General features: G+C 61.8%; 14 protein-coding genes. 6 read left to right on the plus strand and 8 right to left on the minus strand.

Annotation, left to right across the window (positions count from 1 at the left end; translation table 11 throughout):
- The first annotated feature begins 64 nt into the window (after window positions 1-64).
- From LGQ10_RS27895 to LGQ10_RS27910, 4 genes are all read left to right on the plus strand, one after another.
- Window positions 65-520: a YkvA family protein gene (locus LGQ10_RS27895; protein ID WP_226523811.1), complete on the plus strand. Its 456-nt coding sequence runs from the start codon at window positions 65-67 to the stop codon at window positions 518-520.
- Between the two features lie 115 nt (window positions 521-635).
- Window positions 636-977 (plus strand): helix-turn-helix domain-containing protein, encoded by a 342-nt coding sequence (locus LGQ10_RS27900; protein ID WP_058438982.1) that lies wholly within the window; start codon window positions 636-638, stop codon window positions 975-977.
- The gene (locus tag LGQ10_RS27905) at window positions 974-1,345 is read left to right on the plus strand and encodes a hypothetical protein (protein WP_058438980.1); all 372 of its coding nucleotides are present in this window, start codon (window positions 974-976) and stop codon (window positions 1,343-1,345) included. The genes LGQ10_RS27900 and LGQ10_RS27905 overlap by 4 nt, the downstream gene beginning before the upstream one ends.
- Entirely contained in the window at window positions 1,346-1,744 is a 399-nt protein-coding gene (locus LGQ10_RS27910) for a sel1 repeat family protein (protein ID WP_226523812.1), read from the plus strand.
- Here LGQ10_RS27910 and LGQ10_RS27915 read toward each other — a convergent pair.
- Both LGQ10_RS27915 and LGQ10_RS27920 read right to left on the minus strand, forming a co-directional pair.
- Complete coding sequence (locus LGQ10_RS27915; RefSeq protein WP_226523813.1) at window positions 1,713-3,521, minus strand: bifunctional diguanylate cyclase/phosphodiesterase; 1,809 nt, start codon at window positions 3,519-3,521, stop codon at window positions 1,713-1,715. The genes LGQ10_RS27910 and LGQ10_RS27915 overlap by 32 nt on opposite strands.
- A gap of 133 nt (window positions 3,522-3,654) precedes the next feature.
- On the minus strand, window positions 3,655-5,739 hold the full coding sequence (locus LGQ10_RS27920; RefSeq protein WP_226523814.1) for a carboxy terminal-processing peptidase: 2,085 nt from the start codon (window positions 5,737-5,739) through the stop codon (window positions 3,655-3,657).
- Window positions 5,740-5,878: 139 nt separating this feature from the next.
- On the opposite strand from LGQ10_RS27920, the gene LGQ10_RS27925 reads away from it, so the two are divergent.
- On the plus strand, window positions 5,879-6,841 hold the full coding sequence (locus LGQ10_RS27925; RefSeq protein ID WP_226523815.1) for a zinc-binding dehydrogenase: 963 nt from the start codon (window positions 5,879-5,881) through the stop codon (window positions 6,839-6,841).
- 39 nt (window positions 6,842-6,880) lie between these two features.
- Here the strand turns inward: LGQ10_RS27925 and LGQ10_RS27930 are convergent, their stop codons facing one another.
- The 6 genes from LGQ10_RS27930 to LGQ10_RS27955 all read right to left on the minus strand — a co-directional run bounded on the left by LGQ10_RS27930 (window position 6,881) and on the right by LGQ10_RS27955 (window position 12,191).
- Entirely contained in the window at window positions 6,881-7,534 is a 654-nt protein-coding gene (locus tag LGQ10_RS27930; RefSeq protein ID WP_226523816.1) for an HAD family hydrolase, read from the minus strand.
- 40 nt (window positions 7,535-7,574) lie between these two features.
- The gene (locus LGQ10_RS27935; protein ID WP_058438345.1) at window positions 7,575-8,564 is read right to left on the minus strand and encodes an ABC transporter ATP-binding protein; all 990 of its coding nucleotides are present in this window, start codon (window positions 8,562-8,564) and stop codon (window positions 7,575-7,577) included.
- The gene (locus tag LGQ10_RS27940) at window positions 8,561-9,361 is read right to left on the minus strand and encodes an ABC transporter permease (RefSeq protein ID WP_226523817.1); all 801 of its coding nucleotides are present in this window, start codon (window positions 9,359-9,361) and stop codon (window positions 8,561-8,563) included. The genes LGQ10_RS27935 and LGQ10_RS27940 overlap by 4 nt, the downstream gene beginning before the upstream one ends.
- Window positions 9,348-10,193 (minus strand): ABC transporter permease, encoded by an 846-nt coding sequence (locus tag LGQ10_RS27945; protein ID WP_226523818.1) that lies wholly within the window; start codon window positions 10,191-10,193, stop codon window positions 9,348-9,350. The genes LGQ10_RS27940 and LGQ10_RS27945 overlap by 14 nt, the downstream gene beginning before the upstream one ends.
- Window positions 10,190-10,996, minus strand: coding sequence for an alkaline phosphatase family protein (locus tag LGQ10_RS27950; RefSeq protein WP_058435766.1), 807 nt, complete (start codon window positions 10,994-10,996; stop codon window positions 10,190-10,192). Before LGQ10_RS27950 ends, LGQ10_RS27945 begins: the two co-directional genes overlap by 4 nt.
- 127 nt (window positions 10,997-11,123) lie before the next feature.
- Window positions 11,124-12,191 (minus strand): ABC transporter substrate-binding protein, encoded by a 1,068-nt coding sequence (locus LGQ10_RS27955; protein WP_058435767.1) that lies wholly within the window; start codon window positions 12,189-12,191, stop codon window positions 11,124-11,126.
- A gap of 362 nt (window positions 12,192-12,553) precedes the next feature.
- On the opposite strand from LGQ10_RS27955, the gene LGQ10_RS27960 reads away from it, so the two are divergent.
- Window positions 12,554-13,267 (plus strand): UTRA domain-containing protein, encoded by a 714-nt coding sequence (locus LGQ10_RS27960; RefSeq protein ID WP_058435768.1) that lies wholly within the window; start codon window positions 12,554-12,556, stop codon window positions 13,265-13,267.
- Window positions 13,268-13,293: the final 26 nt, after the last annotated feature.

Raw genomic sequence — 13,293 nt, forward strand, 5'->3', positions numbered from 1 at the left:
AAAAGGAGCTCTGTTCACAAGGTTATCCACAATTTGTGTGGATAACATTTCAGTGGGAGTGAAGATGAAAGCACCCTGGAATTTTGCCCGCTTCCTGCCCCTGGCGGCTCGGCTCTTAAGTCGTGGCCGCCTGCCGACGTTGTTGTTCGCTGTCGCCAGCAAGGGTGCCTTCCAGGGTGGGCGCCTGGGCAAGGTCAAGCAAGACCTGCGCCTACTGCAGGCATTGTGCCTGGCCTACTGGCGAGGAGAGTACCGGGCGATCAGTCCCAAGGCATTGTTGGCGGTGGTCGCCGGCCTGATGTATTTCCTCAGCCCGCTGGACGCGATTCCCGACTTTCTTCCGGTGTTCGGCATGCTCGATGACATCGCCGTGCTGGCCTGGCTGATGAAAACCCTGGGCGATGAGCTCGATGCCTTTCGAGCCTGGCGCAGTCGCCAGGCCCCGGAAAAGCTGGCGGTGGTCGAGAGGTTGCCGGACACCCCAGAGCAATTGCGCCTGGAAGGGCCGGGGAAAAACTGAGGTAACAGCTCCGTTACCTGATGACAATCATGCTCTGCGCGACCACCATCGCTGTTAGGATTACACTTTAGGGAAAAGTCCGACTCGTTAAGTGTCGTAGTCCTACGGGGTAGTGATGGATATCCAGATTATTGAACGCGACGGTGAACCCGAATATGCGGTTCTGCCGTGGGCTCAGTATCAAGCTTTATTGCAAGCCGCAGGTCTCACCGAACACGCACCACACGCTGCTGCTACAGCTCAGGCAGCGACACAGGCCGAGGGTCTTCCGGGCCTGGATCAATTACGCAGTCTACGCGAAGGGAAGGGCATCGCCATCGAGGCGTTGGCCCGCAAAGTAGGTATCAGTCCGTCTTACCTGGCCCTGATTGAAAGTGGCGAGCGTCAACCCGACGCTGCGATTCGCCGCAGCTTGGCCTGGGAGCTGACAGTGCCGGGGTGGAGGGAGCCATTGTGAGTGTAAGGATCAGTCGTCAGCACTGGGATGGGCTGTTGGGTGAGCTGGATCAGGCCCGGCGTCAGCGCCATCTCTTAACCTACCGTGCATTGCTGGAGCGGTTGCAACTGCCCAGCCCGGCGATGCAGACCCTCACGGCCGCGCTGGAGCACCTGGCGGCCCTGGACGCACGGGCTGAGCAACCGTTGCGCAGCTCCCTGGTGATCAGCCAGGGTGCCAGCCGTTTGCCGCGGACCGGCTTCTTTGAGTGTGTCGAGCGGCTGGGGCGTTTTTCCGGGCCGTCCGATGGTGTTGCCGCAGCATCCTGGCACGCCTCGGAAGTGGTGCGAGTGTTCGAGTACACGTATCCCGAATCAGTGGAGGCCTGAATGTTCTGGCGATTCAAGGCGCGGGTCGGCTACTGGGTGGCCCGCCGATTGTTTCATTGGCCCTGGTTCATCCGTCAGCCCCGCAGCTGGCATTGGATGCAGGGGCAGTACGCACGCATGGCCAACCTGGGCCACGTCGGCGCGCAAAGTTTCTATGGGCATATCCTGGTCTTTCGTGGCCAGGGGCTCGGTGCGCGGGAGGAAGGTATCCGGCTATTGCGTCTGGCGGCTCTGGCAGGTGATGCCAAGTCCGCCTACCAGCTCGGTGTGCTCAGTCTGGCTGGCTCGGCCAGCAAGGCGCCCGATGCTGGCGAAGCGGCCCGTTGGTGGCGGCTCTCGGCCCAGGCCGGGCACCCCCTGGCAAGTATCAAGCTGGAGCAGCTAGATCCGCAGCATTGAGGGGACCGCCTCTCTGGTGGTCCAGGGCTTGCAGGCTGTCGATCACGTGGACGCTGTAGCCTTGCACGTTCTTGGCATGATGCTTGGCCTGCGACGCCAGTTCCGCCAATTGGCTGGAGTCCAGTTGCCCACAGGCTTGTGGGGACAGGTGCACCACGCCGATCGACAGTGACAGCAAGGGAAACTCCTGGCGAACTCCTTGGCGATTGGGTGCAACGAAGCAGCCGGCCTCCAGGTGTTCGCTGCGATAGAAGCGCCGGCACTGGCTGTGGAAATCGTCCAGCAGCTGGTTCAGCCGCTTGCGCCAGTCCTCTGGTCCCAGCACCAGCAGGAAATCATCCCCGCCGATATGCCCGACGAAGTCGCGGCTGGGGTCCACCCGGTCATTCAGGCATTGCGCCAGGCATAACAGTACTTCGTCGCCGCGCCCATAGCCGTAGATGTCGTTGAAGGGCTTGAAACTGTCGATGTCCACATAACAGATCACCGATTCACGGCCCTGTTGCAGCAGGCGAGTCAGGCACTGCTGGATGGGCACGTTGCCCGGCAGCAGGGTCAGCGGGTTGGCGTAGCGTGCCTGCTGGATCTTCAGCTCGGTGATCAGCTTGAGTACATCGATTACCCGTCCCAGTCCCAGGTAATGACCGTTGAGGGTGATGATGAAGTCCTCCTCGATGCGTTGCCGTGCGCGGCTGGTGATCAGGCGGCTGACCTGTTGCAGGGATTGGCTCAGCTCAACGGCCAGGAAGTCGTCGTTCATCAGGCGGCTGATGGGTTTGCGAGCGAACAGGTCGGTGGCGAATGGCTTGAGCAGGGCATCGGAAAGTGAATGCCGATGGACGATCCCGCAGGGTTGGCCCTGCTCGTCGAGAATTGCCAAGGAATTGAGATTGGCCTGTCGGCGAAAGGCTTCCAGCACATTGGCCGTGGGCGTATTGCGTGCCACTGCCGGTTGTTCGTTGAGCAGGGCACTCAAGTCGCTGCCTTCATCGTTCAGCGCCACGCTGGTGCTGTCGTGCTTGGGCATCATCCCCCAGGCGTCCTGGGGTGGCTGTTCCTGGGGGCGGCACAGCAGGTAACCCTGGATCAGGTCGATGCCCATCTCGGTGAGCACCGCCAGTTCTTCAGCCAGCTCGATGCCTTCGGCGATCACCTTGGCCCGGGAGGCCTTCGCGATCTGCAGGATCGAGCCGACGAACTCGCGCTTGAGCGCATCCTGGTGAATGCCGTCGATGAAGTGTCGGTCGATTTTAACGTAGTCCGGTCGCAACTCGGACCACAGGCGCAAGCTGGAGTAACCGGCGCCCAGATCATCCAGGGCAATGGAGAACCCCATGTCGCGGTAGTGGTGCAGGGCGTTTTGCAGCAGCTGGAAATCGTCGATGGGGGTCTGCTCGGTGAGCTCGATCACCACCTGGCTGGGCGGGATGCCGAAGTCCTGGAGCAGTTGCAAGGTTCGCCCAGGCTGGTGGGCGGCCTCCAGCAGCGACTCGGGCGAGACATTGAGGAATAGCTTGCCGGGCAACAATTGCTCGCTGAATCGCTTGCAGGCGCTATAGCGACAGGCGATCTCCAGCTCGCTCAGGCGTCCGGCCTGGCGCGCCACCGCGAACAGGGTCACCGGTGAATGCAGGGGGCTGTTGGAGGGGCCTCGGCTCAGAGCCTCATAGCCGAGGATGCGTCGCTCGGAAAGGCAGATGATGGGCTGGAACAGGCTGTGCAGACCGCTTTGAGCCAGGATTGAACTCAATGCACTCAGCTGTTCGGTCGTGGTCATGGCGATCTCTGTCAATAAAAAAAGGACCGGGCGCGCCCCTGGTCCAGGGGCGGCGCCGGTCCTTTATTTCACGACAGAATGATGACTGTTTAATGACGCTCCGAAGAGCGATCGAATTAAATTGCCATCATCCTCAGTGCTTGGCCACCGAGGTGTTGAGCTTCAGGTAGTCCAGCAGGATACGCCCGGTTTCGCTGAGGTAGGCGTCGTCTTCTGGCTTGGTCTTGTTCGGCTCGGCAGCGGCCAGCGCGTCCTCGTCTTCTTTCTTCAACTCCTTGAGCGGCTCTTCGCCCTTGGCCTTGCGACGGGTGTTTTCCAGGGCCAACTGCTTGGCTTCGATATCGGCGTGTTGTGCACGACGATCGGCTTCGTTGAGGCTCACGGTCTTTTCCGCCATCAGCTTCTGGGCCAGGGCCAGCTTGTCGCGGATGAACACGAACTCCGGATCTTTGGCCGAGCGACTTTCATGCTCGGCCTTGAGCTGGGCCAGGAATGGCTTGAACGGATCCACTGCCGGCTTGATGGCCGGACGGATGGTGTCCCATGGCATGGCTTCGGGCAGCGCGCTTTCGCCGATTTCCTTGGTGTCGATGATCGACGGGTAACCGATATCCGGAAGAACACCCTGATGCTGGGTGCTCTGGCCGGAAACCCGGTAGAACTTGGCCAGGGTCAGCTTCAGTTCGCCATGATTGAGCGGCTGGATAGTCTGCACCGTGCCCTTGCCGAAGGTCTGGCCACCGATGATCAGCGCTCGGTGGTAGTCCTGCATGGCGCCGGCGAAAATCTCCGAAGCCGAGGCCGAGAGGCGGTTGACCAGCAGAGCCATCGGCCCCTTGTAGAAGGCGCCAGGGTTTTCATCTTCCAGCACATCCACGCGACCGTCGGCATTGCGCACCAGCACGGTGGGGCCCTTGTCGATGAACAGGCTGGTCAGCTCGGTGGCTTCCTGGAGGGAACCGCCGCCGTTGTTGCGCAGGTCGATGACCACGCCGTCGACCTTCTCCTTCTGCAGTTCGGTCAGCAGCTTCTTCACGTCGCGGGTAGTGCTCTTGTAGTCCGGGTCACCGGCGCGGAATGCCTTGAAGTCCAGGTAGAACGCCGGGATCTCGATCACCCCGAGCTTGTAGTCGCGGCCATCCTGCTTGAGGGTGAGGACCGACTTCTTCACCGCCTGGTCTTCGAGTTTCACTGCTTCGCGGGTGATGGGCACGATCTTGCTGGTCTGGTCGTTCGGCGCATTGCTGGCCGGAATCACTTCCAGGCGTACCAGGGTGCCCTTGGGGCCGCGGATCAGCTTGACCACTTCGTCCAGGCGCCAGCCCACCACGTCGACCATTTCCTTGTTGCCCTGGGCAACACCGATGATCTTGTCCGCAGGTGCCACTTGCTTGGTCTTGTCCGCTGGGCCTGCCGGTACCAGGCGCACGACCTTGACCTGGTCGTTGTCGCTTTGCAGTACCGCGCCGATGCCTTCCAGGGACAGGCTCATGTTGATGTCGAAGTTTTCCGCATTATCCGGCGACAGATAGTTGGTGTGCGGGTCGTAGGACATAGCAAAGGTATTGATGTAGGCCTGGAAGATGTCCTCGGCCCGGGTCTGGTCCAGGCGCGCCAGCTGGTTCTTGTAGCGCTTGGTCAGGGTTTCCTGGATCTGCTTGGGTTCCTTGCCGGCGATCTTCATCCGCAGTACTTCGTCCTTGACGCGCTTGCGCCATAGGTCGTCGAGTTCGGCGGTGGTCTTGAGCCAGGGAGCATCCTTGCGATCGATCAGCAGGTCTTCCTTGGTGGTGAAGTTGATCTTGTCGACGCCCTTGCCCAGTTCTGCCAGCGCAAAGTCCAGGCGGGATTTGACCCGGTCCAGGTAGCGCTTGTAGATGGTGAAGCCTGCGTTCAGGTCACCGCTCTTGAGAAAGTCGTCGAACTGGGTTTTCCACCTGTCGAACTCCGCGATATCGCTGGCCAGAAAGTAGCTGCGCGAGGGGTCCAGCAGTTTCAGGTAGCTGTCGTAGATGATGATCGAGCGTGCGTCATCCAGCGGCGGTTTGCTGTAGTGATGGCGCTTGAGCAGTTCTACAACATTGAGGCTGGCAATTACCTCGTCGCGATCGGGTTGAAGCTTGTCCCAGCTATTGGCTGCGAACGTAGTGGTCGACATCGGCAGCAGGCCGAAACCAATGAAAAGAGCGAGTGCGGTGCTGGGGAACAGATGCTTCATGCTGATTCGACGCGGGGGCAATTGATAACGCATATTAGGCCGTCTTTGAAGTCGCCGGTTCCATTAAGGCCGGTCGCATAATGCAAAAAGCCCGGTGCTATAAGCTCCGGGCTCAGTCCAGACTCACTATGGAGGCACTGTGAAAGCATTGCAAGGCGTTGAAGGTCATGTGGAGTGGGTTGAAGAGCCAAGCCCGGCCTGCGATGCAGGCCAGGTTCGCATTCGTGTGGCGGCCGCCGGCCTGAACCGGGCCGATCTGTTGCAACGCGCGGGGCTTTATCCGCCACCCGCCGGGGCCAGCCAGGTACTGGGGCTGGAATGTTCGGGGGTAATCAGCGAAGTCGGTCCGGGTTCGTCCTGGAAAATCGGTGATCGGGTATGCGCACTGCTGGCCGGCGGTGGCATGGCCGAGGAAGTGGTGGTCGATTCGCGGCATGTGTTGACGGTCCCCGAAGGGTTGTCTCTGGTCGAGGCGGCGGCGCTGCCCGAGGTCTATGCCACAGCCTGGCTGAACCTGTTCCAGCTGGCGGCGCTCAAGCCCGGGGAGAAAGTGTTGCTGCACGCTGGCGCCAGTGGCGTCGGTTCGGCGGCGATCCAGTTGTGCAAGTCGTTTGGCAGCCCGTGCTGGGTCAGTGTTGGCTCCGCCGAGCGACTGGCCTATTGCGAGGGACTCGGTGCCCAGGGGGGGGTGGTGCGCACCGATGGCGTGCAGGCACTGCGTGATTTCGGTCCGTTCGATGTGATCCTGGACCCGGTGGGGGCCAGCTACGCGAGCAACAATCTCAAGCTGCTGGCGCTCGATGGGCGCTGGGTCCTGATCGGCCTGATGGGTGGACGCGAGACGCAAGTGGACCTGGCACAGGTGCTGGCCAAGCGTATCCAGTTGCTGGGCTCGACCTTGCGCAGCCGCAGCGATCAGTTCAAGGCCGACCTGCTGAGCGACCTGGGGCAGAACGTCTGGCCCTTGTTCGGTGACGGGCGCCTGAGCCCGCAACTGGCCAGGACCTTCGCGATCCAGGATGCGGAGGCGGCGTTCGCCGAACTGGCGACCAACCAGGTATCGGGCAAGTTGGTGCTGGTGATCGATCCCGCTCTGGTGTAACCGCCATGGGAACTGGCCCGTGGGCCAGTTCCCGACGAATCATTTCCAGTGGTGGATCGGCCAGCCGGCCTGTTGCGCATGCTCGCGCAGCACCGGGTCCGGGTTGACCACCTGGGGATGATCCACCCTCAGCAGCAACGGCAAGTCGTTGCGCGAGTCGGAATAGAACGTCGCGCCTTCCAGTCTCTCCTGCTCGCTTTCCAGCCATTGCAGCAGGCGGGTGATCTTGCCTTCGCGGTAGGTCAGGGTGCCCACGGTATTGCCGGTGTAGACGCCGTTGAGCACTTGCAGCTCGATCCCCAGCACTTCATCGATGCCCAAACGCTGGGCGATCGGTTGTACCAAGTGGGTGCCCGAGGCCGAGATCACCAGAATCCGGTCGCCGGCCTGGCGATGGGCAGCCAGGGTCTTGCAGGCATCGCTGAAGATGATCGGCTCGATCACCTCCTCGACCCAGGGCTCCACCAGGTGGGCCACCTCCTGGGGAGTACGTCCGGCCATGGGCTCGAGGCTGAAGGACATGAACTCTTCCATGGCCAGCTTGCCGTGGCTGTAGGCATCCATCAGTTCGTTGTTGCGTCGCATGAACGACTCGCTGTCGACCCAGCCCAGGCGCCCCATCTGTTCGCTCCAGAGGGTGGCGCAGTCGCCGTGGATCAGGGTTTCGTCCAGATCAAAAATTGCCAGGGCCATCAGTACAGCTCTCTCTTCAGGATCGATTGCGTGGAAGGCATCAGGCTACCTCACACAGGGCACTCGGATCGATGGATAACGCCAGGCGCTGGCCGTCGCTGTGCAGGTCGGCGGCCGAACGGTTGAGGACATCCACTACCAGTTCCACACCACGAGCCTCGACCCGATAACGGATAACGTTGCCCAGCAGGCTGTGGCTGCGGACCAGTGCGTCCGGCTGGCCATCCTTGCGCAGCTCGATGGCCTCCGGGCGGATAGCGATACGGCCTGTGACCGGGCGTTGCAACAGCTTGCTGGCGCTCTCGGCATCCAGCAGGTTGTAGTTACCGATGAAACCTGCGGCGAACACATCCACCGGCGCGGTATACAGGGTCTCGGCGTCGCCGCTCTGGACGATCTGGCCCTGGTTCATCAGGAAGATCCGGTCCGACAGGGTCAGGGCTTCTTCCTGGTCATGGGTGACGAAGATGGTGGTCAGGCCCAGCTCGCGCTGGATGGTGCGAATCTGTTCGCGCAGATGCTTGCGGATCCGCGCATCCAGCGCTGAAAGCGGCTCGTCCAGCAACAGCAGGCGTGGTCGGGTCACCAGGGAGCGTGCCAGGGCCACCCGCTGGCACTGGCCGCCGGACAGCTGGTGTGGATAGCGGCTGGCGAAATCCTTGAGCTCCACCAGCTGCAGGGCCTCGCTGACCCGCTTGTGGCTATCGTCAGCCTTGACCTTCTGCATGCGCAGGCCGAAGGCGACGTTCTGTTCCACGGTCATGTTGGGAAACAGTGCATAGCTCTGGAACACCATGCCGATCCCGCGTTTCTGCGGGCTCAGGGGCACGATGTCCTGGCCGTCGAGAAGGATCTTGCCGTCATCGACGGGGGTCAGTCCGGCAATGCAGCGCAGCAGTGTCGACTTGCCGCAGCCGGAGGGGCCCAGCAGGGTGACGAATTCACCCTTGCGGATTTCGCAATTGATATCGCTGAACACCGGGGTGCCCGCGTAGTTCTTTTGCAGGTGTTGGACGCTGACGAAGCTCATTGGCTCTTGTCCCTGTTCAGGATGTTGGCGGCCCAGGTCAGGACCAGCACGAAAAAGAAGTAGGAAATCACCAGTGCACTGGTGAAGTGGCCACTGCTGTTGCGCATGTTGTTCAGGTAGACCTGCAGGGTTTCGTAGCGGGTACCCACCAGGATGTTGGCGAACACGAACTCGCCGAACAGGAACGAGAAGGACAGCAGCAAGGCCACCATCAGGCCCTTGCGCAGGTTCGGCAGCACCACCAGCAAGGCTGCCTGCCAGGTACTGGCGCCCAGCAACTGGGCGGCATCCATCAGGTCCCGCAGGTTGATCGCCTGCAGGCTGTTGGTGATGGCCCGGTACATGAATGGCAGGGCCACGGTGAAGTAGCAGCCGATCAGAATCCAGGGTGTGCCCACCATGGCGAAAGGTCCTGAGCCGTAGAGCTGCAGCAGACCCACCGAGGACACCACCGGCGGCACCGCAAAGGGCAGCAGGATCAGGATGTTCATCAGCGCATCGAGCTTGGGGAAGTGGTAGTGCACCACGAACAGCAGCGGCAGGATCAGTACCACCGACAGCACCAGGGCGCCGACGCAGACCAGCAGCGACTGGCCGAAGGCCGCGAGAAAGCGCGGATCGCTCCACAGCTGCAGGTACCACTTGAAGGTGAAGCCGCTGGGCAGGATGGTCGCCGACCAACTGCTGGCGATGGAGTAGACGAAGGTCCCCAGCAGCGGCAGCAACAGGATGGCGAACAGCAGCCAGACCACGAACCGATGGTAGAGGGCGGCGGAGCCGGATTCAGCGCGAGACATGGTAGCTCCTCTTCAGCAGCAGCTGATGGACGATGGTCACCAGGGTCATCAGCGCCACCAGCACCACCGCGAGGGCGCTGGCCATGTTCGGATCCAGGGAGATATCCCCGGACACCATGGCGGCGATGCGGATCGGCAGCACGTTGAAGTTGCCGGTGGTCAGGGCATAGACCGTGGCGTAGGCGCCCAGGGCATTGGCCAGCAGGATCACGAAGGTCCCCAGCAGTGCCGGGGTCAGCACCGGCAGGCCAATATGCCGCCAGAACTGCCAGCCACTGGCCCCCAGCAGCGCGGCCGACTCGCGCCAGTCTTCACGCAGGGCGTCGAAGGCCGGGTACAGCAACAGCACCCCCAGGGGGATCTGGAAGTAGGTGTAGAGGATGATCAGCCCGGTCTTGGAGTACAGGTTGAAGTCCTGAATGATCCCCGACTGCTTGAGCATGAGGGTGATGGCGCCGTTGAAGCCCAGCAGGATGATGAACGCGAAGGCCAGGGGCACGCCGGCAAAGTTGCTGGTCATGTTGGCGAAGGCGTTGACGAAGTTGCGCAGCCTGGAGTCCACCCGGCGCAGCGAGTAGCTGCCCAGCACCGCGATGATGATGCCGAACACGCTGGACCAGAAACTGATCTCCAGGCTGTACTGGATGGCCTGCAGGTAGAACTTGGAGCTGAAGATCTTGTTGAAGTTGGCCAGGCCCCAGCCGAACTCCTCGGATTGCAGGCTGTTGATCAGCACCCACGCCAGTGGCGCGATCTGAAACACGATGAAGAACAGGGCGAATGGCACCAGGCACAGGGCCGCCAGCCATTTGCCGCGGGTCACTGAATTCACTTCAACAGCTCCCGGCAGAAAGGTTTGTCATGGGCTACGCCCAGCAGTTGGCAGACAGTGCCGCACAACTCGGTCTGTTTCGGTGCGGCAGCGGGGTCGAGGCTGAAGGCGTCGCCGAACACGAACAGTGGGACTTCCCGCTCTTCGGCCAGCAGGCCGTTGTGCGAGCGATCGACATTCATGCCGTGATCGGCCGTCACCAGCACCTGGTAGCCGGCGTCGAGCCAGCCCTGCAAGTAGTCGGCCAGGATGATGTCTGCCGAGCGCGCGCTGTTGCGGTACTGGGCACTGTCCAGGCCATGCTTGTGCCCGGCGTCATCGATGTTCATCGGATGCACCAGCAGCAGGTTGGGGGCATGACGCAGGCGCAGGTCCTCGGCATCGGCGAACAGATGGGAGTCGGGGTAGTGATCGTTCCAGTAGAAGTGGCCGTACTGGATCGCCAGTGCAGGATCGGCGGTGTGCCGGTCCCGGGCCGGATTGAAGGGTGTGCGGTTGTACAGTTCGCTGATCCAGTGGTAAGCCGCGGCAGCGGTACCCAGGCCAGCGGCGCGGGCGTAGTGGAACACGCTGCGCTGGGTGGACAGGCGCGAGACCTGGTTGTGCACGATGCCGCTGTCGATCGGCGGCACGCCCGTGAGGATGCACTCGTACAGCGGGCGGGACAGGGCTGGAAGCTCGCATTCCAGTTGGTACAGCGCTGCGCGTCCTGCGCCGACGTAGGCTTGAAGGTGTCCCATGGCGTGGCGAGCGACCTGGTGACTGAGACCGTCGAGCACGACAAGGATGACGTTGTGTGACATGGGGCAGGGCTCCGCAAGACCGAACAATCTCGTAGGAGCGGAGCTTGCTCGCGATGGTCTCGCTGCGATTTCAAGATAGATCGCAGCGCCTGGATCGCGGGCAAGCCTCGCTCCTTCGGATGCAGCATTACTGCATGTTGATGATCACTTCTTCCTGCCACTTCTGCGGCAGGGCCTTGGAAGTCTTCTCCCAGGCGGCGGCGTCCTTGATTGGTGTCACGTGCTTGTACTGCTCGTTGGGCAACAGGTTGGCCTTGACCTCGGCCGGCAGGTTGACGTGCTCGGCGCGGATCGGACGGGCGTTGCCCCGGGCCAGGTTGATCTGCCCGGCGTCGCTGAAGATGTATTCGCGGGCCAGCTTGGCCGCATTCGGGTGCTTGGCGTACTTGTTGATGATGGTGGTGTAGCCGGAGATGACCGAGCCGTCGGATGGGATCAGTACTTCGTAGTCGTCCTTGTTGACCATCTTGTTGCGGTAGCTTAGGCCGTTGAAGTCCCAGACCACGCCGACTTCCACTTCACCCTTCTCCATGGTGGCGATGGTCGGGTTGGCCAGTGACAGGCGGCCCTGCTTGGCGATCTCGGCGAACATCAGCAGTGCCGGCTGGATGTTCTTCTCGTCACCACCCTTGGCGATGGCGGCGGCCAGGACGCCGTTGGCAGCCTGGGCGGCGGTGCTCACGTCACCGATGGACACCTTGTACTTGCCTTTCTCCAGGTCGGCCCAGCTTTTCGGCGCTTCGGAGCCGTGCAGCAGCTTCTTGTTGATGATGAACGCGATGGTGCCGGTATAGGCCAGCGCCCAGTTGCCGTCCTGGTCCTTGGCCCAGTCCGGGACCTGTGCCCAGGTGCTGGGCTTGTAGGGTTGGACCACGCCCTGCTTGACGGCGATCGGGCCGAAAGCGGCGCCAACGTCGCCGATATCGGCGCTGGCGTTGTCTTTCTCGGCGGCGAACTTGGCAATTTCCTGGGCCGAGCTCATGTCGGTGTCGATGTGCTTGAGGCCATAGATCTTGGCCAGGTCTTCCCAGGTGCCTTTCCAGTTGGCCCAGTCGTTGGGCATGCCGACGCTGTTGACGGCGCCTTCCGCCTTCGCAGCGGCTTCCAGGGTTTTCAAGTCAGTGTCAGCGGCCATGGCGGCGGTGCACATGGCGATGGTCGAGCCTAACAGTGATGCCAGGAAAAGCTGTTTCATCCGAAGCTCCTTTGGGCGTGTTCAACGCTGCGTTGTTATCGACGGTCTTGCGGTGAGTTGGTCTAGGTCAGCAATACCTGAGCCAATCTAAGCCTGTTGGATGACACTTTTATGTCGAGGCCTGCGATGAACGCCCGGAACCAGGCACAGGTTCGACACTGGAAACTAAGCTTAGACCATGGCCATCCCCCCTGTTTGCAAGGACCTGGCGGACAAAATGCGGTGTCGGGCAAGACCGTTTGGCGCTTCTGTCACATATCAGTCATCTGTGTTGCCTAGGCTTTGCAGGCAGAAGCAGAGGGCCGCCCTGGCCCCCATGAAGCCCTGAAACAGTGCTGGTCTAGTCCAGATAGGTAACGTTGATGCGTACAGAGGCAACCAAGGCGGTGACAGCCATCGGCCAGGTCCTGCAAGAGCAGATCGCCCACGGTTTGCTGGCACCGGGCAGCAAGCTGCCGGCCGAGCGCAAGCTCAGCGAGTTGTTCGCCACCACTCGGATCACCGTGCGCGAGGCCTTGCTGCAACTGGAGGCCCAGGGCCAGATCTATCGCGAGGAGCGTCGGGGCTGGTTCATCTCGCCACCGCGCCTGGCCTACAACCTGATGCAGCGCAGTCATTTCCACGCCATGGTCAGCGCCCAGGGCCGGGTTCCGTCCACCGAGGTCATTAGTGCCCGCCTGCTGCCGGCTTCGGCGGCAGTCTGCGCCTGGCTGCAACTCCCGGCCCTGTCCAGCGTGATCCAGATCTGCCGGGTACGGCGGATCGACGAGCGCCTGGTGCTGTATGTCGAGCATTACCTCAATCCGCAGTACTTCCCGGGCATTCTCGATCTGGACCTGAACCAGTCGATCACCGAGCTTTACGCGCGGCACTACGACCTGCATTACGGGCGGGTGCGCTTCGAGATCGTGCCCACTTCGCTGCAGCCCGAAGCGGCGGCGGCCCTGAAGGTTTCGCTGGGCAGCCCCGGGCTGCGGATCGCCCGGGTCAACTACGACCAGCACGAGCGGCTGATCGATTGCGATCTGGAGTTCTGGCGACATGATGCGATCCATGTCGGCGTGGACGTGATCTGAACCCGCTCCCCTTGCGGGAGCGGGCT

The organism is Pseudomonas sp. L5B5 (assembly GCF_020520285.1).
Lineage (GTDB): Bacteria > Pseudomonadota > Gammaproteobacteria > Pseudomonadales > Pseudomonadaceae > Aquipseudomonas.

Coding starts and splice junctions, on each gene's coding strand:
- LGQ10_RS27910 (WP_226523812.1), top strand. CDS start 1,346: ATGTTCTGGCGATTCAAGGCGCGGGTCGGCTACTGGGTGGCCCGCCGA.
- LGQ10_RS27935 (WP_058438345.1), bottom strand. CDS start 8,564: ATGAGCTTCGTCAGCGTCCAACACCTGCAAAAGAACTACGCGGGCACC.
- LGQ10_RS27930 (WP_226523816.1), bottom strand. CDS start 7,534: ATGGCCCTGGCAATTTTTGATCTGGACGAAACCCTGATCCACGGCGAC.
- LGQ10_RS27915 (WP_226523813.1), bottom strand. CDS start 3,521: ATGACCACGACCGAACAGCTGAGTGCATTGAGTTCAATCCTGGCTCAA.
- LGQ10_RS27940 (WP_226523817.1), bottom strand. CDS start 9,361: ATGTCTCGCGCTGAATCCGGCTCCGCCGCCCTCTACCATCGGTTCGTG.
- LGQ10_RS27950 (WP_058435766.1), bottom strand. CDS start 10,996: ATGTCACACAACGTCATCCTTGTCGTGCTCGACGGTCTCAGTCACCAG.
- LGQ10_RS27960 (WP_058435768.1), top strand. CDS start 12,554: ATGCGTACAGAGGCAACCAAGGCGGTGACAGCCATCGGCCAGGTCCTG.
- LGQ10_RS27920 (WP_226523814.1), bottom strand. CDS start 5,739: ATGAAGCATCTGTTCCCCAGCACCGCACTCGCTCTTTTCATTGGTTTC.
- LGQ10_RS27955 (WP_058435767.1), bottom strand. CDS start 12,191: ATGAAACAGCTTTTCCTGGCATCACTGTTAGGCTCGACCATCGCCATG.
- LGQ10_RS27900 (WP_058438982.1), top strand. CDS start 636: ATGGATATCCAGATTATTGAACGCGACGGTGAACCCGAATATGCGGTT.
- LGQ10_RS27895 (WP_226523811.1), top strand. CDS start 65: ATGAAAGCACCCTGGAATTTTGCCCGCTTCCTGCCCCTGGCGGCTCGG.